Consider the following 17,782-nt stretch of genomic DNA (forward strand, 5'->3'; position numbering starts at 1 on the left):
GCGTGAAGCCATCCGCAGGCCACGGCTCCCGGCGACAGAAAGTCAAGGAAATGGTTGATCATTCCGGCTGGCGTGTCGGGGTAGCTTCAGCCCCCGTCCACCACGGCGAGATCCTGCAAGGCGTGTTCACCGGCGACGGCGGGCTCACCCGAGGTCTCGTCACACTTCCCTGCACCATTCACGCGACCCGCGCGACCTTCATCCCCGCTCCCGGCGCCGAGGTCACCGTGACGCCGGACTGGAAGGGCAAGGCACGGCGCGCGGCGGAACTCGCGGTACGAGCCGTGACGCCGCCGGGCGCCGAACTGCCGGGCGGTCACCTCGACCTCACCGGCGATGTACCGCTGTGCCGGGGCTTCGGCTCCTCCACGAGCGATGTGCTCGCGGCCATCTGGGCGGTGAAGGACGCCTTCGTCAGCCCGCTGCCGCCGCAGGACGTCGCCCGGATCGCGGTCCGCGCGGAGACCGCCTCCGACTCCCTCATGTTCGAGGAGTCCACCGTCCTGTTCGCCCAGCGCGAGGGCACGGTCATCGAGGACTTCGGCTACCGGATGCCGGCCCTGCGGGTCCTCGGCTTCGGCTCGCGCCCCGAGAACGGCGGGCGGGGCGTGGACACACTGACCCTCTCACCGGCCCGGTACGGGCAGGACGAGATCGACCTCTTCACCCGGCTGCAGGCCATGCTCCGGGAGGCCATTCAGATGAAGGACGTGGCCCTGCTCGGCTCCGTGGCCACGGCCAGCACGGAGATCAACCAGCGTCATCTGCCGATCCCGGACCTCGACCGCATCCGGGACATCGCGCGGACCACCGGGGCCGTCGGCGTACAGGCGGCACACAGCGGGGACATCGCCGGCCTCCTCTTCGACCGGGACGACCCCGAGGTCGAGGCGCGGACCGGCCTGGCCCAGGACCTCCTGCAAGAGCTCGGAATTCACGAGCAGTGGAACTACACAACGGGTGACTGACATGACGACGACGACCCTCCCCAAGGCTCACTCCTCGATCGTGGAGGCGACGGAGCTGCCACGCATCATCAAGGTGACCGACAACCTCTACGCGGCGGCCTTCAGCCTGATGAAGCTGCTGCCCGCCCGCTACATACTCGACCGCGCCGAGGCCGCCGGCCTGATCTCCCCGGGCACCCGGATCATCGAGACCTCCTCCGGCACCTTCGCCCTGGGCCTGGCCATGGTCTGCCGCCTGCGCGGCTACCCGCTGACCATCGTCGGCGACTCGGCGATCGACCGGGACCTGCGCACCCGGCTCGAAATGCTCGGCACGACGGTGGAGATCGTCGAGCACACCGGCCAGCCCGGCGGCATCCAGGGCGCCAGGCTCGCCCGCGTGGCCGAGCTGCGCCGACAGCACCCGGACGCCTTCGTCCCCGGCCAGTACGACAACCCCGACAACCCGGGCGCGTACGGCATCGTCGCCGACCTGATCGGCAGCACCGTCGGCACCGTGGACTGCCTGGTCGGCCCGGTCGGTTCGGGCGGCTCCACCGGCGGACTCGCCGCCGCGCTGCGCCAGACCGGCCCCGCACTGCACCTGGTCGGCGTCGACACCCAGGGCAGCATCATCTTCGGCAGCCCGGACGGGCCGCGCACGCTGCGCGGGCTCGGCAGCAGCATCCACCCGGGCAACGTCAAGCACGCCGCGTACGACGAGGTCCACTGGGTCACGGCCCCCGAGGCCTTCCACGCCACCCACGAGCTCTACCGCGCACACGGCCTGTTCATGGGCCCGACCAGTGGTGCCTCCTTCCAGGTGGCGTCGTGGTGGGCCGAGCAGAACCCGGCGAGCACCGTCGTGATGGTGCTCCCCGACGAGGGCTACCGCTACCAGTCCACCGTCTACAACGACAACTGGCTGCGCGAGCAGGGGATCGTCCCCGCCCCCGCCGTCGGCGGCCCGCTCACCGTCGAGCACCCGCTGGACGCCACCGCCGCCTGGTCCAGGCTGCTGTGGGCCCGCCGCGGCTTCGACGACGTGGTGATGCCGGTGGTCGGCTCATGAACGAGCGCCTGCTGCTCCTGGTGGAGAGCAACACCACCGGTACCGGACGGCTGTTCGCCAGGCGCGCGGCCGAGCTGGGTGTGGTGCCCGTGCTCCTGTGCGCGGACCCGGACCGCTACCCGTACGCCGCCGAGGACCGGCTGCGCACCGTCGTCGTGGACACCTCCGACGAGACCGCGCTGTGGGCGGCCGTCCGCACCCTGGAGGACGGCGCCGCCATCGCGGGCGTCCTGACCAGCTCCGAATACTACGTGCCGACCGCCGCCGCCCTCGCCTACCGGCTCGGACTGCCCGGCCCCTCGGCCGAAGCCGTCCGCGCCTGCCGCGACAAGGCCGAACAGCGCCGGATGCTCACCGACGCGGGCGTCGGATCGCCGGACTTCGCCGTCGTCCGCGAGGTCCCCGACGCACTCGCCGCGGCCCGCTCCATCGGACTGCCCGTGGTGGTCAAACCGGTGCAGGGGTCGGGGAGTCTGGGCGTACGGCTCTGCACCGACCTCGACCAGGTCGCCGAGCACGCCGGGACGCTGCTCGCCGCCACCGTGAACGAACGGGGCATCGCCGCACCGAGCCGGATCCTGGTCGAGGAGTACCTGACCGGACCGGAGTACTCCGTCGAGGTGTTCGGCACCGACGCCGTCGTCACCGTCGCCAAGCACGTCGGCGCGCTGCCGGTCTTCGTCGAGATCGGCCACGACGTGCCGGCCGCCCTCCCCGGCGAACAGGAGATCGCCCTGCGCGAGTCCGCGGTACGCGCCGTGCGGGCGCTCGGCCTCGGCTGGGGAGCCGCCCACGTGGAGCTCCGTCTGACCGGGCCCCGGACCGCCCAGGTCATCGAGGTCAACCCCAGGCTGGCCGGCGGAATGATCCCCGAACTGGTCCGCAGGGCCTGCGGGATCGACCTGGTCCGCGCCCAGGTGCTGGCCGCCCTCGGTACCGCTCCCGAGCTGGAACGCACCGGATACGCCCGCGCCTCGATCCGCTTCCTCACCGCGGAACAGGACGGCATCGTCGCCCGGTCCGCCGCACTGACCGAAGCCGCGGCCAGGGCCCGCACGGTCCCTGGCACCGTCGAGGCGGTGCTCTACCGCGCCCCGGGCGAACCCGTCGGTCCCGCCGAGGACTTCCGGGGCCGCGTCGGCCACGCCATCGCCGTCGCCGACCGCTCGGTACGGGCGGCCGAGGCCGCCGACCGGGCCGTGGCGCTGCTCGGCGAGGCCGTGACCTACGCGGACCTGCACACACAGGAGGCATTCGCATGACCGCAGCGACGGCACACGGCGTCGACACCGGCCGGCTCAAGGCCGCGCTCGACGCCGAGGCGCACCGCATCGTCTACGACCAGTACCTGCCGGACACCACGGACGGGCTCGGCGAGGAGCTGCGCTGCATCAGCGAGGTCGACCGCGCCCACCTGATCATGCTCACCGAGCGCGGCATCGTGGACGCCGACCGGGCCGCCGCCCTGCTGCGCGCCGTCGAGGAACTGCGCGGACAGGACTTCGCGCCGGTCAGGGCCACCCCGATGCCGCGCGGCGTCTACCTGGCGTACGAGGGCCACCTCATCGGGAAGCTGGGCGACGAGACCGGCGGCATCCTGCACACCGGCCGGTCCCGCAACGACCTCAACGCCACCACCACCCGGCTGAAGACACGCGGCCCCTACCTGGCCCTGCTCGACGCGGTCGACCGGCTCGCCGAGGTGCTCCTGGCGAAGGCCGAGGAGTACCGCGACGTGATCATGCCCGCCTACACCCACGGCCAGCCGGCCGTGCCGATCAGCTACGGCCACTACCTCGCCGGAGTCGCCGGCGCGGTGCTGCGCGCGTACGAGTCGCTGCTGGACGCCGGACGCCAGATCGACGTCAACCCGCTGGGCGCCGGCGCGATCGGTGGGACCTCCGTCCCCATCGATCCCGGGCGCACCGCGGAACTGCTCGGCTTCGGCTCCGCCGCCCCCAACTCCGTCGACGCGGTGGCCTCCCGGGACTTCGTGCTGGACCTGTTGTCCGCCTCTGCCGTACTCGGTGTCGCGCTGGCCCGCGCCGGGCGGGACCTGAGCACCTGGACCTCGGAGGAGTTCGGGCTGCTGAGGGTGGGCGACACCCTCGTCGGATCCAGCTCGATGATGCCGCAGAAACGCAACCCGTTCCTGCTCGAACACATCCAGGGCAGGTCCACCGCGAGCCTCGGCGCCTTCGTCGGCGCGGCGTCCGCGATGACCACCGGCGGCTACACCAACGCCATCGCGGTCGGCACCGAGGCCGTACGGCACCTCTGGCCCGGACTGAGCAGCACCACCGACGCGGTGACGCTGCTGAGCCTGGTGGTGGCGGGCACCGAACCGGAACGCGAACGCATGACGGAGCGGGCCGTGGACGGCTTCACCTCGGCCACGTACCTGGCGGAACGGCTCGTCCTGGACGGGACACCGTTCCGCGCCGCGCACCACCTGGTCGGCGAGACCGTGCTCGGCGCCCTGGAATCCGGCCGCTCGCTGGTGGACGCGGCCCGCTTCGCCGCCGTCGGCGACGGCGGGCTGGCCCCCGACCGGGTGGCCGCGGCGTGCGCCCACGGCGGCGGACCCGGCTCCACGGCCGACGGGATCCGCGCCCTGAGCGCCCGACGGGACGCACTCAGGGCCGAGTCGACCGAGCGGCGCACCCGCTGGTCCGATGCGAGCGAGCTGCTGTCGCGGGCCGTGGCCGAGGCGGTGACATCGTGTCTGCCCGCCTGACCGAACGCGCACCGGGCAAGGAGCACCGGCCGCCGCCGCGCGGCGGACTGCGCCGCCACCACGACTTCCGGCTGCTGTGGCTCGGCGAGACGACCAACCGCGTCGGCATCAACATCACCGGGGTCGCCATGCCCCTGGTGGCCGTGGTGACGCTCGACGCGAGCACGCTCTGGGTGAGCGCGCTGGCGGCCGCCCCCTGGCTGCCCTGGCTGCTCATCGGCCTGCCCGCCGGTGCCTGGGTCGACCGGATGCGACGCCGGCCGATCATGCTGATCTGCAACGTGGTCCCGCTGGTGCTGCTCGCCAGCGTTCCGGTGGCGGGCTGGCTCGGAATCCTGACGATGACCCAACTGCTGGCCGTGGCACTGATCAACGGCTTCGCCGCGGTGTTCTTCGGGATCTCGTACAAGGTCTACCTGCCCTCCATCGTCGGACCCGAGGACCTCCAGGAGGCCAACGCCAAGCTCCAGGGCAGCGAGTCGGTGGCCCAGGTCGCGGGGCTGGGCGGCGGCGGCCTGCTCGCCCAGGCCTTCGGCGCCGCCTCCGGTCTCCTCGTCAACTCCGTGACGTTCCTCGTCTCCGCGCTGTGCCTGCTCGGCATCCGGAGCAAGGAACCGCTCCCGGAGAAACCCGAGCGGCAGCGGGCCCTGCGACAGGACATCAAGGAGGGCCTGCAATACACCTTCAAGGATCCGTACCTGCGCGTCCTCACCCTGTACGGCACCGCCACCAACCTGCTGCTGACGGCCGAGGCGGCGATCCTGCCGGTCTTCATCATCCGTGAGCTCGGGGTGCCCGAAGGCGCAACCGGCTGGCTCCTCGCGTCGAGCAGCATCGGCGGGATCCTCGGAGCCACCACCGCGAAACGCCTGATCGCACGGTTCGGATCGGCCCGCGGACTGCTGGTCGCCACCATCGCCAGCGCCCCGTTCGCCCTGCTCATCCCGCTGACACGGATGGACTGGACCCTGTCCGCACTGGTGGTCGGGAGCGCGGTCCTCTCGCTCGGCGTCGTACTCGCCAACGTGATCCAGGGGGCGTTCCGCCAGCGCTACTGTCCGCCCCAGCTGCTCGGCCGCGTCTCGGCCAGTGTCTCGGTCGCGAACTTCGGTGCCATTCCCTTCGGTTCACTGCTCGGCGGGATCCTCGGCACCGCCCTCGGTCTGCGGCCCACCCTGTGGCTGCTCACCGCGGGACTCGCCCTGACCCCGCTGCTCCTCCTGATCGGGCCGCTGCGCCGAAGGCGGGACCTCCCGGTCGCGCCGGCCACGCCGTGAGACCCGACTCGCCTGTCACTCTCGTACGAACAGGAGAGACCCCGTGGAACAAACCCTGCCGTGGGTCGTCCGTGAGCTGCCACCCCCTGGCTCGCTCGACCTCTGGCTCCTGAGGGTCTCGGATGTCCCCATCGGCATCCTGGACGAACAGGTACTCGACGCGACCGAGCGCCAACGTGCCGCCACCCTCATGCACGCCGCCGACCGGACCCGGTTCACGGCCGCGCATGTCGCCCTTCGCCGGCTGCTCGGCTCGTACCTGAGCCTGCGCCCCGAGGACGTCCACCTCGGCCGGGACACCTGCCCCTGCTGCGGCGGACCGCACGGCCGGCCCACCGTGCTCGACGCCGACGACCGGCTGTTCTTCTCGCTGTCCCACCGCGGAGACCTCGCCGTCGTCGGAACCGCGGCGGCCCCCATCGGGGTCGATGTGGAACTGGTGCCGGACGAGGACGGCACCGCCGACCTCGCGGCGATGCTGCACGTGGACGAGCAGGCCGAACTGGCGGCGCTGAGCCCGCCGGCCCGGCCCCGGGCCCTGGCCCGGCTGTGGACCCGGAAGGAGGCCTACCTCAAGGGCCTCGGCACGGGCCTGGGACGCGACCCCGCGCTCGACTACGTCGGCTCGGGGCGCCCCGAGGGGCCGTACCCGCCGTCCGGCTGGACCCTGCTCGACGTACCTGTGGACCGGGGCTACGCGGCGGCGGTGGCGGTACGCGGCGAGCTGACCGTGGAAGGACCGCTCGTCCGCAGGCTCGCCGGCCTCGATCTCGTACGGCACGACTGCGATGCCCTCCAGACGGCGAGAACCCCGCCCTGACCACTCATCGAGTCCGCCGGGTGCACCGATGCGGTGATCACTCGGCGGCGGGCACGCACCACCCGGCCGCTCCCGCCGCGGCTGCCGATCACCGCAACGTCCACGCCAACATCCCTACGGACTCTTGGAACTGACGATGTCAAACGCTGTGCAGCAGGCCCCCGCGGCCCTCCTCCCGCAAGTGCTGCCCCGCACCACCGGGCAGCCCGACTTCGGCGCCGAGCACGTGACGGGCGCCCAGTCCCTCATCCGCTCGCTGGAGGAGGCCGGCGCGGACACCGTGTTCGGCATCCCCGGCGGCTGCATCCTTCCGGCGTACGACCCGTTGATGGACTCGGACCGGGTCCGTCATGTGCTGGTCCGCCACGAGCAGGGCGCCGGGCACGCGGCCACCGGATACGCACAGGCCACCGGCAAGGTCGGGGTGTGCATGGCGACCTCGGGGCCGGGCGCCACCAATCTGGTGACCCCGATCGCGGACGCGTACATGGACTCCGTGCCGCTGGTCGCGATCACCGGCCAGGTCCCTTCCGCCGCGATCGGCACGGATGCCTTCCAGGAAGCGGACATCGTCGGCATCACCATGCCGATCACCAAGCACAACTTCCTGGTCACGAACGCCGACGACATCCCGCGCACGGTCGCCGAGGCCTTCCGCATAGCCTCGACCGGCCGCCCCGGACCGGTGCTCATCGACATCACCAAGGACGCTCTCCAGGCGACCACCACCTTCCGCTGGCCGACCAGGACGGACCTGCCCGGCTACCGCCCGGTCACCAAGCCGCACGCCAAACAGATCCGTGAGGCCGCCCACCTCATCAGCACGTCGAGCCGCCCGGTCCTCTACGTCGGCGGCGGGGTGCTCAAGGCACGGGCCACGGCCGAACTGCGCACCCTGGCCGAACTGACCGGGGCCCCCGTCGTCACTACCCTGATGGCGCTGGGCGCCTTCCCCGGCAGCCACCCGCAGCACGTGGGGATGCCGGGCATGCACGGGGACGTCGCAGCGGTCGCCGCACTCCAGAAGGCCGACCTGATCGTCGCCCTCGGGGCCCGCTTCGACGACCGCGTCACCGGCAGGCTGGACAGCTTCGCCCCGCACGCCAAGGTCGTCCACGCCGACATCGACCCCGCCGAGATCTCCAAGAACCGGGTCGCCGACGTGCCGATCGTCGGCGACGCCCGCGAGGTCCTGCTCGCCCTGGTCCAGGCCGTACGGGCCGAGCACACCGAGGGCCGTGCCGGCGACTACGACGCCTGGTGGCGGGAGCTGAACCACTGGCGGGCCACCTACCGGCGCGGCTACGAACTGCCCGCCGACCCGGGACTGCTCTCCCCGCAGCAGGTCATCGAACGGATCGGCCGACTGGCCCCGGAGGGAACGCTGTTCGCCTCCGGCGTGGGGCAGCACCAGATGTGGGCGGCGCAGTTCCTCCCGCACGAGGAACCGGGCACCTGGTTCAACTCGGGCGGCGCCGGAACGATGGGGTACGCGGTCCCGGCCGCGATGGGCGCCAGGGCCGGCAGGCCCGACCGCACCGTCTGGGCGATCGACGGCGACGGCTGCTTCCAGATGACCAACCAGGAACTCACCACCTGCGCGCTCAACAACATCCCGATCAAGGTCGCGATCATCAACAACGGCGCGCTCGGGATGGTCCGCCAGTGGCAGAACCTGTTCTACGGTGCACGGTTCTCCAACACCGTGCTGCACGACGGCGCCACCAACGCCACCACCGGATCGACCCGCGGAGTGGGATCCGCCACCCATCACGGCACCCGGGTCCCGGACTTCGTACAGCTCTCCGAGGCGATGGGCTGTGTGGGCCTGCGCTGCGAGAACCCCTACGAGCTCGACGCGATCATCGACAAGGCCAACGCGATCAACGACCGCCCCGTCGTGGTGGACTTCATCGTCCACGAGGACGCGATGGTGTGGCCGATGGTCCCTGCCGGCACCTCCAACGACTACATCATGGCCGCACGCGACGTACGCCCCGACTTCGGCGACTACGCGGACGACTGAGAGGACCCTCTGACATGTCCCAGCACACGCTCTCCGTCCTGGTCGAGGACACGCCCGGCATCCTCGCCCGTGTCGCCGCCCTGTTCTCGCGCCGCGGCTTCAACATCGACTCGCTCGCGGTCGGCACCACCGAACATCCCGAGCTGTCCCGCATCACCATCGTCGTCAGGGTCGACCACGAACTGGCCCTGGAGCAGGTGACCAAGCAGCTCAACAAGCTGGTCAACGTCCTCAAGATCGTCGAGCTGGAGGCGGACTCCGCCGTCCAGCGCGAACTGGTCCTGGTGAAGGTGAGCGCCGGCCACGGCACCCGGGCCCAGATCATCCAGATCGCCGAGCTGTTCCGCGCGAGAACCGTCGACGTCTCGCCCGACGCCGTCACCCTCGAAGCGACCGGCTCCGGCGACAAGCTTGACGCGATGCTCCGGATGCTCGCCACCTTCGGCATCAAGGAGCTCGTCCAGTCCGGCGCGATCGCGATCGGCCGCGGCTCCCGCGCCCTGGCCGACCGCTCCGCCCGCGAGGCCCGTCCGATCCGCCTGACCCCGGCCGCCACCGAGGCGCAGAGCGCATAGCCCGTGCCCGTCAAGTCCCGTCCGAACACCCTTACGTTCCAGTGATCAAGGAGAAGTACCATGCCCGCCGAGCTGTTCTACGACGACGATGCCGACCTGTCCATCATCCAGGGCCGTAAGGTCGCGGTCATCGGCTACGGCAGCCAGGGTCACGCCCACGCGCTGTCGCTGCGTGACTCGGGTGTCGACGTCCGGGTCGGTCTGCACGAGGGCTCGAAGTCCAGGGCGAAGGCCGAGGAGCAGGGCCTGCGCGTGGTGACGCCGTCCGAGGCCGCGGCCGAGGCCGACGTCATCATGATCCTGGTCCCGGACCCGATCCAGGCCCAGGTCTACGAGGAGTCCATCAAGGACAACCTCAAGGACGGCGACGCGCTGTTCTTCGGCCACGGTCTGAACATCCGTTTCGACTTCATCAAGCCGCCGGCCAACGTCGACGTCTGCATGGTCGCGCCGAAGGGCCCGGGTCACCTGGTCCGCCGTCAGTACGAGGAGGGCCGCGGCGTTCCGTGCATCGTGGCCGTCGAGCAGGACGCCTCGGGCAACGGCCTGGCGCTGGCCCTGTCGTACGCGAAGGGCATCGGCGGCACCCGTGCCGGCGTCATCAAGACGACGTTCACCGAGGAGACCGAGACCGACCTGTTCGGTGAGCAGGCCGTGCTCTGCGGTGGTACCGCGGCGCTGGTGAAGGCCGGTTTCGAGACGCTGACCGAGGCCGGTTACCAGCCGGAGATCGCGTACTTCGAGTGCCTGCACGAGCTGAAGCTCATCGTGGACCTGATGTACGAGGGCGGCCTGGAGAAGATGCGCTGGTCGATCTCGGAGACCGCCGAGTGGGGCGACTACGTCACCGGCCCGCGGATCATCACCGACGCCACCAAGGCCGAGATGAAGAAGGTCCTCGCGGAGATCCAGGACGGCACCTTCGCCAAGAACTGGATGGCCGAGTACCACGCCGGTCTGCCCAAGTACAACGAGTACAAGAAGGCCGACAGCGACCACCTCCTGGAGACCACCGGCCGCGAGCTGCGCAAGCTCATGAGCTGGGTCAACGACGAGGACGCGTAACACCGACGCCCCGGACGTCCGGCCCCCGGTGCGCGAAGACGCCCGCGGGGACCGGGCGCCGCGCCGTGCGCCGGACAGCCTGGGCCGATGCTCACCGAAGACAGCGACCCGCTACGTCACGAGACCAGCAGACTTCGGGGATGGACTCTCTGCAGGCGTCGGGCGTCCCGGGCCCCGAGCCTCGACCGGAGGGGCTTGCGTGTCCACTCCCTGAATCGCAGCAGGGTGTGGCCGTCGGCCTGAGCGGATTCGGTGACGGTGACGAGCCCCCCGATGACGCTCAAGGCGTTGTTTCGCCTGGTGAGGCGGTGGTGGTTGATGCGGCTGGTGGCGATGGCGAGGACTCACCGCCGCAGGCGCTCGTCGCGGTCACCCGCAGCTGCCGTGCCGCGGGATACACTGCTCCGCTCCACTCTGACTGGAGGTCACCTGAGTGTTCCCCGCATGGGTATTTGCCGGTGCTCCGTTGGCTCTGGTGATTCTCGCCCTATCGGGCTGCTCTTCCCACTGGGGCTGCACCGACACGACTGCGGAGCGCGGTGAGGCCGGTGCAAGGGTGCAGGTCGAGGACACGTCTGGGCGGCCTCTCGGCGTCACCGCCGAGGTCGTTGACTGGCGCCTTGAGCCCCACCCGCAGGTGCCCTCCGAAGGCGACCGGGTCCACTTCCACTACCGCTTCGACGGCGCCGACGGGAGATCCGGCCCTGGAGTGGACGCCTGCGCGGTCGATAAGGAGCGCGTGACGTTGGGGTGTCGGACGGTCTACTCGTCCCAGGCGTTCGGGCCGGACGGTGACCTCACGGGCGACGGCTGGCTCGCCGTCGAGCACCCTGAGCAGGTTGCCGGAGTGTTATTGATTCCCAATGACCAGTCCTACGACGGACGAACCTGCGATCAGGACATCAAGGACGGTGGCGGGCCGCATCCTCCGGAACCAGCCGGCGTGGGGGACCAGCTGTAAACCGCCGTTCAGTCGGTGAGCCGGCGGTGGCATATGAGGGTCGCGGCGACGGCGGTGAAGGCCCCCGGAGCCGACCGGGGTGATTCCCGGGACTGAGCGGTGGCGCGACATTTCGTGGATCGTGAGGTGTCCTCGCCGGATAGCCTGGGGAAATGCTCACCGAAGTCACAGCGACCCGCTACGTCACGCCCCTGCGGGAGGGCGGATCGCTTCCCGGGATCGTCGAGGCCGACGATCTCGGCACCTATGTCATGAAATTCACCGGTGCCGGACAGGGGCGCAAGACGCTGGTCGCGGAGGTCATCTGCGGGCAGCTCGGCCGCCGGCTCGGGCTGCGGGTCCCCGATCTCGTGCAGATCCAGCTCGACCCGGTCATCGGGCTCGCCGAGCCCGATCAGGAGGTGCAGGAGCTCCTGAAGGCCAGCGGCGGGCTCAACCTCGGGATGGACTTCCTGCCCGGCTCGATCGGCTTCGACTCCCTCGCCTACCAGGTGGACGCGCGGGAGGCCGGACGGGTCGTCTGGTTCGACGCGCTGATCAACAACGTCGACCGGTCCTGGCGCAATCCGAACATGCTGGTCTGGCACGGAGACCTGTGGCTCATCGACCACGGCGCCACCATGATCTGGCACCACAACTGGCCCGGCGCCCAGGCGTCCGCCGCCAAGCCGTACAACGCCTCCGACCACGCGCTCGCCCCGTTCGCGCCCGACATCGCGGCGGCCGCCGCCGAGCTGGCCCCGCTGGTCACCGAGGAGCTGCTCACCGAGGTCGCCGCCGACGTCCCCGACGAGTGGCTGGTGGACGAGCCGGGCTTCGACTCCACCGACGAGCTGCGCCGCGCCTATGTGGAGGCGCTGCTGCCGCGCGCCGCGACCATCCACGAGCGGATCACGATGGACGGGCCCACCGCGCCCAAGCCGTCCCAGGCCCCCGGCTGGCTCACCGAACACCTCACCCCCTGGCCGCACCCCACCAAGAAGAACGACAAGGACGGCCGGCCGTGAGCGAGCGCGATGTCTTCGAGTACGCACTGCTGCGCGTGGTGCCCCGGGTGCAGCGTGGCGAGTTCTTCAACGCGGGCGTGGTCGTCTACTGCCGTGCGCGGAGCTTCGTGGCCGCCCGCACCCATCTGGACGAGACCAAGCTGAGGGCCCTGGACCCGACCGCCGACGTGGTCGGTGTACGGGCCGCCCTGCACGCCGTCGAGGGAGTGTGCCGCGGCGGTACGGACGCGGGCCAGGCGGGCGGTGACGACGCCGGCCGCCGCTTCCGGTGGCTGATCGCGCCGCGCTCCACCGTCGTCCAGCCGAGCCCCGTGCACAGCGGCCTCACGGCCGACCCGGAGGCCGAGGTCGAGCGGCTGCTCGACCTGCTGGTGCGCTGACCTCCGGGGCCTCGGGCGCCGCCCGCCACCACCGTGCGGGCGGCGCCGCCGGGTGTGACATGCGCCCCGGCGGCCGTGGGCCGTTGACACCGGGTGCCAGGGCTTCTAGCGTCTCGTCTGCTGAAGGTACTAAGCGGTTGCTCAGTCATCGGGAAGGTTCCGCGCACACGAGGTCCCGTGCCGGGGGTGCCCCGACGTCCCGCTGAGCGGCGATCCAAGGGCGAGGAGAACCAAGCATGTCCACCACCGAGCAGCGCGTCGCCGTCGTGACCGGAGCGGCGCGGGGCATTGGCGCCGCCACCGCGGTACGCCTGGCGGCCGAGGGTCGCGCCGTCGCCGTACTCGACCTCGACGAGGCGGCCTGCAAGGACACCGTCGAGAAGATCACCGCCGCCGGGGGCACCGCCCTCGCGGTCGGCTGCGATGTGTCGGACAGCGCCCAGGTGGAAGCCGCGGTCGCGCGGGTCGCCGCCGAGCTCGGCGCCCCGACGATCCTGGTCAACAACGCGGGCGTGCTCCGCGACAACCTGCTCTTCAAGATGACCGAGTCCGACTGGGACACCGTGATGAACGTGCACCTCAAGGGCGCGTTCCTGATGGCCAAGGCCGTTCAGAAGCACATGGTGGACGCCAATTTCGGCCGGATCGTCTCGCTCTCCTCCTCCTCGGCGCTCGGCAACCGCGGCCAGGCCAACTACTCCGCCGTCAAGGCCGGTCTCCAGGGCTTCACCAAGACCCTCGCCAAGGAGCTCGGCAAGTTCGGCATCACGGCCAACGCCGTCGCCCCCGGCTTCATCGTCACCGAGATGACCGCCCAGACGGCGGCCCGGGTCGGCATGGGCTTCGAGGAGTTCCAGGCCGCCGCCGCCACCCAGATCCCGGTGCAGCGCGTCGGTCGCCCCGAGGACATCGCCAACGCCATCGCCTTCTTCACGGGCGACGAGGCCGGCTTCGTCTCCGGTCAGGTCATGTACGTCGCCGGCGGACCGCTCAACTGACCCGAAGGGCTTCGGACATCATGACTGTGCAGGACAGCGGGAAGGTCGCGCTCATCACGGGCGGGAGCCGGGGCATCGGCTACGGCATCGCCGAGGCGCTGGTGGCCCGCGGCGACCGGGTGTGCATCACCGGACGCGGCGAGGACGCCCTCAAGGAGGCCGTCGAGCGGCTGGGCGCCGACCGGGCGATCGCCGTGGCGGGCAAGGCGCACGACGAGGCGCACCGGGCGGTGGCCGTCGAGCGCACCATGGAGGCGTTCGGCCGGGTCGACTTCCTGATCAACAACGCCGGCACGAATCCGGTCTTCGGGCCGATCGCGGAGCTCGACCTCAATGTCGCCCGCAAGGTCTTCGAGACCAATGTGATCTCGGCGCTCGGCTTCGCGCAGCAGACCTGGAAGGCCTGGCAGAAGGATAACGGCGGGGCGATCGTCAACATCGCCTCGGTCGCCGGGATCTCCGCCTCGCCCTTCATCGGAGCGTACGGCATCAGCAAGGCAGCCATGGTCAATCTGACCCTTCAGCTGGCGCACGAGTTCGCCCCGGTCGTCCGGGTCAACACCATCGCACCCGCGGTCGTGAAGACCAAGTTCGCCCAGGCGCTGTACGAGGGCCGTGAGGAGGAGGCCGCGGCCGCCTACCCGCTCGGCCGGCTGGGAGTGCCGGCGGACATCGGCGGTGCCGCCGCGTTCCTCACGTCCAGCCAGTCCGACTGGATCACGGGGCAGACTCTGGTGGTCGACGGCGGAATTTTCCTGAATGCGGGCGTGGGCTGAGAACAGCCTGAGAGGATTTGGCCCTGATTGACTCAAGTGCCCTGTCGGGCCCGTGGATTGACCCGACGGGGCACTGCGGTATGGTCTGCCGACCCATGGCTGATCGAGGAGCGTTCACGTGTTCTACCGGGCCAGTCTGCAGGCCGCTGCAGCCCTTGCTTCCCTTTCTCTGCTGGCCGGCTGCGGACTTCTTTCCGACAGCGGTTCGGAAGTCGAGCAGAAGATAGTCGTCGGTACGACCAGTGAGCCATCCACCCTCGATCCGGCGGCGGCGTGGGACAACTCCTGGGAGCTGATGCGAAATGTCTTCCAGACCCTGATGAGCTACCCCAGCGGCAGCACGAAGCCCGAGCCCGATGCCGCGGAATGGTGCAAGTTCACCGACACCACCAGCACCTCCTACCGGTGCAAGCTCCGCGCGGGCCTGAAATTCTCCAATGGGGACAAGCTCGACGCCGAGGCGGTGAAGTATTCCATCGACCGGATCACGGCGCTCAAGGTCAAGGGCGGCCCGGTCGGCATGCTCGGCTCGCTCGACCGGATCGAGACCAAGGGGGACGACATTGTCGTCTTCCACCTCACCAAGCCGGATGCCACCTTCCCCTTCATTCTCACCACGCCCGCGATGTCGTTGGTGGCGCCCAGCGCCTATTCCGAGCACAAGCTCCGCAGCGATGGAAAGATCACCGGTTCCGGCCCGTACCTGCTTGATTCGTACAAGCCGGGGAAGAGTGCCGAACTGGTGAAGAACCCGGACTACAAGGGCTACGCCAACCGCAAGAACGACGCCGTGACCATTCGGTACTTCAAGGATTCCGCGCCCGTGGTCGCGGCGCTGCGGAAGAAGGAGATCGACGCGATCTACCGGGGTCTGACCGCCGAGGAGGTTGTCAGCCTGGAGGAGAACAAGGACAAGGAAAGCAATCTGCAGATCGTCGAGACGGTCGGCGCGGACATCCGCTTCCTGGTCTTCAACCCGAAGGACCCGGCGGCGGGGAACGTGGCCGTACGGCGGGCCATCGCCCAGCTCGTCGACCGTGACGCCCTCGTGGCCAAGGTCTACCAGGGCACGGCCGAACCGCTGTACTCCATGGTCCCCAAGGGCATAGCCGGGCACACCACCAGCTTCTTCGACGCCTACGGCGACCCGGACCAGGGCAAGGCGAAGCAGATCCTGACCAAGGCGGGCATCACCAAGCCGGTCGAGCTGACGCTCTGGTTCACCACCGACCGGTACGGCTCCTCCACCGCCCCCGAGTTCGACGAGCTGAAGCGGCAGCTGGAGAGCTCCGGCCTCTTCAGGATCACGCTGAAGAGCAAGCCCTGGAAGACGTTCCAGGAGGGCTTCACCAAGGGCGAGTACCCCGCCTTCGGCCGCGGCTGGTTCCCGGACTTCCCGGACCCGGACAACTTCATCGCCCCGTTCCTCGGCAAGGACAGCATCACCGGGATGCCGTACATGAAGAACGAGATCACCAAGGATCTGCTGCCGCAGACCCGCAAGGAGAGCGACCGGGGCGCGGTCAGCAAGCAGTTCGAACGGGCGCAGAAGATCCTGGTCGACGACGTGCGGATCCTGCCGCTGTGGCAGGGCAAGCTGTACGTCGCCTCCGGCGAGGACATCGGCGGCGGCGAGCGTGCCCTGGACCCGCAGACGGTCATGCAGATGTGGGAGCTGTACCGCAAGGCCAGCTGGTAGCCCGGAGCCGGACCGGGCAGGGCGCGTTGTCAGTGGCCCCCGGTAGGTTCTCGGTTGAAAAGCTGATTGCTTACCGGAGGTTGTTGAAGTGACCGACACCGACCTGCTGCCCGAGTCCTGGCGCGGCGTCCTCGGCGAAGAGCTGCAGAAGCCGTACTTCAAGGAGCTCACCGAGTTCGTCGAGGAGGAGCGGGCCAAGGGGCCGGTCTACCCGCCGCGCGACCAGGTGTTCGCCGCGCTGGAGGCCACGCCCTACGACAAGGTGAAGGTCCTCGTCCTCGGCCAGGACCCGTACCACGGGGAGGGGCAGGGGCACGGACTGTGCTTCTCCGTGCGGCCGGGTGTGAAGACGCCGCCGTCCCTGCGGAACATCTACAAGGAGATGAAGGAGGAGCTCGGCCTGCCGGTCCCGGACAACGGCTATCTGATGCCGTGGGCCGAGCAGGGTGTGCTCCTGCTCAACGCCGTGCTGACGGTCCGCGCGGGCGAGGCCAACTCGCACAAGGGCAAGGGCTGGGAGAAGTTCACCGACGCGGTGATCCGCGCCGTCGCCTCGCGGCCCGACCCGGCGGTCTTCGTGCTCTGGGGCAACTACGCCCAGAAGAAGCTCCCGCTGATCGACGAGGAGCGCCATGTGGTGGTGAAGGGGGCACACCCCTCGCCGCTGTCGGCCAAGAAGTTCTTCGGCTCCAGCCCGTTCCGGCAGATCAACGCGGCGGTGGCCGCACAGGGCCACGAGGCGATCGACTGGCGCATCCCCGACCTGGGCTGACCGGGGGTTTCGCCCCGGCCGGCGGCGGGCGTCCGGCGGCCGGCCGGGGACGCCCGCCCGAGCCTCAGCGGGATTCGCCGTCGCTGCGGCTAGCGTCGAACGCGGAACGGGGGACGAGCGCGCAGGGAGGTCGCAGTGACGGAGCAGCGGGAGGCGTCCAAGGACGCCGTCATGACCAGAATCGGCCAGGCGGTCATGTTGCTGCACGGCGGCGACCGGGAAGAGGCCCGGAATCGTTTCGGCGAGCTCTGGTCGGAGATCGGCGAGGACGGTGACGCCCTGCACCGGTGCACCCTCGCCCACTACATGGCCGACACCCAGGACGATCCGGGTGACGAACTGGCCTGGGACCTGAGGGCGTTGACCGCCGCCTGGGCGCTGACCGACGAGCGCGCGGCGCAGCACCCCGATGCGTCGGCGGTGCGGGCGTTCTACCCCTCGCTCCATCTCAATCTCGCGGCGGATTATCTGAAGCTCCGACGCCCCGATGCGGCGCGGGTCCATCTGGACCGGGCGCGTGCCGCCTCCGGGGTGCTCGCGGAGGACGGGGCGGACGACGGGTACGGGGGAGGGGTGCGCGCGGCGATCGCGCGACTGGAGCTGCGGCTGCGCGAGCTGTGAGGGTGGCCCGTCCACGGCGGACGGGCCACCTCTCATTTCTCCCGTCAGG

17 protein-coding genes are annotated in these 17,782 nt (G+C 70.3%); all 17 read left to right on the plus strand.

All coding sequences use genetic code 11. The features are described 5' to 3' along the window. The first annotated feature begins 50 nt into the window (after nucleotides 1-50). Entirely contained in the window at nucleotides 51-968 is a 918-nt protein-coding gene (locus tag OG842_RS33830) for a GHMP family kinase ATP-binding protein (RefSeq protein ID WP_266735453.1), read from the plus strand. A 1-nt stretch (nucleotide 969) separates the two neighbouring features. After that, nucleotides 970-2,019: a PLP-dependent cysteine synthase family protein gene (locus OG842_RS33835; protein ID WP_266735452.1), complete on the plus strand. Its 1,050-nt coding sequence runs from the start codon at nucleotides 970-972 to the stop codon at nucleotides 2,017-2,019. Then, entirely contained in the window at nucleotides 2,016-3,281 is a 1,266-nt protein-coding gene (locus tag OG842_RS33840; RefSeq protein ID WP_266735450.1) for an ATP-grasp domain-containing protein, read from the plus strand. The genes OG842_RS33835 and OG842_RS33840 overlap by 4 nt, the downstream gene beginning before the upstream one ends. Beyond that, entirely contained in the window at nucleotides 3,278-4,756 is a 1,479-nt protein-coding gene (argH, locus tag OG842_RS33845) for an argininosuccinate lyase (protein WP_266735448.1), read from the plus strand. The genes OG842_RS33840 and argH overlap by 4 nt, the downstream gene beginning before the upstream one ends. Then, on the plus strand, nucleotides 4,741-6,033 hold the full coding sequence (locus tag OG842_RS33850; RefSeq protein WP_266735447.1) for an MFS transporter: 1,293 nt from the start codon (nucleotides 4,741-4,743) through the stop codon (nucleotides 6,031-6,033). Before argH ends, OG842_RS33850 begins: the two co-directional genes overlap by 16 nt. 43 nt (nucleotides 6,034-6,076) lie before the next feature. Next, entirely contained in the window at nucleotides 6,077-6,853 is a 777-nt protein-coding gene (locus OG842_RS33855; protein WP_266735445.1) for a 4'-phosphopantetheinyl transferase family protein, read from the plus strand. Nucleotides 6,854-6,989: 136 nt separating this feature from the next. Next, entirely contained in the window at nucleotides 6,990-8,879 is a 1,890-nt protein-coding gene (locus OG842_RS33860) for an acetolactate synthase large subunit (protein WP_266735443.1), read from the plus strand. 14 nt (nucleotides 8,880-8,893) lie between these two features. Beyond that, on the plus strand, nucleotides 8,894-9,454 hold the full coding sequence (ilvN, locus tag OG842_RS33865; protein WP_266735442.1) for an acetolactate synthase small subunit: 561 nt from the start codon (nucleotides 8,894-8,896) through the stop codon (nucleotides 9,452-9,454). 60 nt (nucleotides 9,455-9,514) lie between these two features. Beyond that, nucleotides 9,515-10,519: a ketol-acid reductoisomerase gene (ilvC, locus tag OG842_RS33870; protein ID WP_266735440.1), complete on the plus strand. Its 1,005-nt coding sequence runs from the start codon at nucleotides 9,515-9,517 to the stop codon at nucleotides 10,517-10,519. Nucleotides 10,520-10,952: 433 nt separating this feature from the next. Continuing rightward, the gene (locus tag OG842_RS33875) at nucleotides 10,953-11,480 is read left to right on the plus strand and encodes a hypothetical protein (protein WP_266735439.1); all 528 of its coding nucleotides are present in this window, start codon (nucleotides 10,953-10,955) and stop codon (nucleotides 11,478-11,480) included. 152 nt (nucleotides 11,481-11,632) lie between these two features. Then, nucleotides 11,633-12,487: a HipA family kinase gene (locus tag OG842_RS33880; protein ID WP_266735437.1), complete on the plus strand. Its 855-nt coding sequence runs from the start codon at nucleotides 11,633-11,635 to the stop codon at nucleotides 12,485-12,487. Beyond that, nucleotides 12,484-12,867 carry a DUF3037 domain-containing protein gene (locus OG842_RS33885; RefSeq protein WP_266735435.1) on the plus strand — a complete coding sequence of 128 codons (384 nt, stop codon included), beginning with the start codon at nucleotides 12,484-12,486 and terminating at the stop codon, nucleotides 12,865-12,867. Before OG842_RS33880 ends, OG842_RS33885 begins: the two co-directional genes overlap by 4 nt. Nucleotides 12,868-13,103: 236 nt before the next feature. Further along, nucleotides 13,104-13,865, plus strand: coding sequence for a 3-oxoacyl-ACP reductase FabG (gene fabG, locus OG842_RS33890; protein WP_266735433.1), 762 nt, complete (start codon nucleotides 13,104-13,106; stop codon nucleotides 13,863-13,865). Between the two features lie 20 nt (nucleotides 13,866-13,885). Beyond that, nucleotides 13,886-14,641: an SDR family oxidoreductase gene (locus tag OG842_RS33895; protein ID WP_266735432.1), complete on the plus strand. Its 756-nt coding sequence runs from the start codon at nucleotides 13,886-13,888 to the stop codon at nucleotides 14,639-14,641. A gap of 118 nt (nucleotides 14,642-14,759) precedes the next feature. Next, nucleotides 14,760-16,340: an ABC transporter substrate-binding protein gene (locus OG842_RS33900; protein WP_266735431.1), complete on the plus strand. Its 1,581-nt coding sequence runs from the start codon at nucleotides 14,760-14,762 to the stop codon at nucleotides 16,338-16,340. An 88-nt stretch (nucleotides 16,341-16,428) separates the two neighbouring features. Then, on the plus strand, nucleotides 16,429-17,112 hold the full coding sequence (locus tag OG842_RS33905) for a uracil-DNA glycosylase (protein WP_266735430.1): 684 nt from the start codon (nucleotides 16,429-16,431) through the stop codon (nucleotides 17,110-17,112). 135 nt (nucleotides 17,113-17,247) lie between these two features. Continuing rightward, complete coding sequence (locus OG842_RS33910) at nucleotides 17,248-17,733, plus strand: hypothetical protein (RefSeq protein ID WP_266735429.1); 486 nt, start codon at nucleotides 17,248-17,250, stop codon at nucleotides 17,731-17,733. Nucleotides 17,734-17,782 lie beyond the last annotated feature (49 nt).

Source organism: Streptomyces sp. NBC_00376, from assembly GCF_036077095.1.
Lineage (GTDB): Bacteria > Actinomycetota > Actinomycetes > Streptomycetales > Streptomycetaceae > Streptomyces.

Excerpts from the sequence above, each read along its gene's own strand:
- OG842_RS33830 (WP_266735453.1), top strand. The coding sequence starts at position 51 with ATGGTTGATCATTCCGGCTGGCGTGTCGGGGTAGCTTCAGCCCCCGTC.
- OG842_RS33835 (WP_266735452.1), top strand. The coding sequence starts at position 970 with ATGACGACGACGACCCTCCCCAAGGCTCACTCCTCGATCGTGGAGGCG.
- OG842_RS33840 (WP_266735450.1), top strand. The coding sequence starts at position 2,016 with ATGAACGAGCGCCTGCTGCTCCTGGTGGAGAGCAACACCACCGGTACC.
- argH (WP_266735448.1), top strand. The coding sequence starts at position 3,278 with ATGACCGCAGCGACGGCACACGGCGTCGACACCGGCCGGCTCAAGGCC.
- OG842_RS33860 (WP_266735443.1), top strand. The coding sequence starts at position 6,990 with ATGTCAAACGCTGTGCAGCAGGCCCCCGCGGCCCTCCTCCCGCAAGTG.
- ilvN (WP_266735442.1), top strand. The coding sequence starts at position 8,894 with ATGTCCCAGCACACGCTCTCCGTCCTGGTCGAGGACACGCCCGGCATC.
- ilvC (WP_266735440.1), top strand. The coding sequence starts at position 9,515 with ATGCCCGCCGAGCTGTTCTACGACGACGATGCCGACCTGTCCATCATC.
- OG842_RS33880 (WP_266735437.1), top strand. The coding sequence starts at position 11,633 with ATGCTCACCGAAGTCACAGCGACCCGCTACGTCACGCCCCTGCGGGAG.
- fabG (WP_266735433.1), top strand. The coding sequence starts at position 13,104 with ATGTCCACCACCGAGCAGCGCGTCGCCGTCGTGACCGGAGCGGCGCGG.
- OG842_RS33895 (WP_266735432.1), top strand. The coding sequence starts at position 13,886 with ATGACTGTGCAGGACAGCGGGAAGGTCGCGCTCATCACGGGCGGGAGC.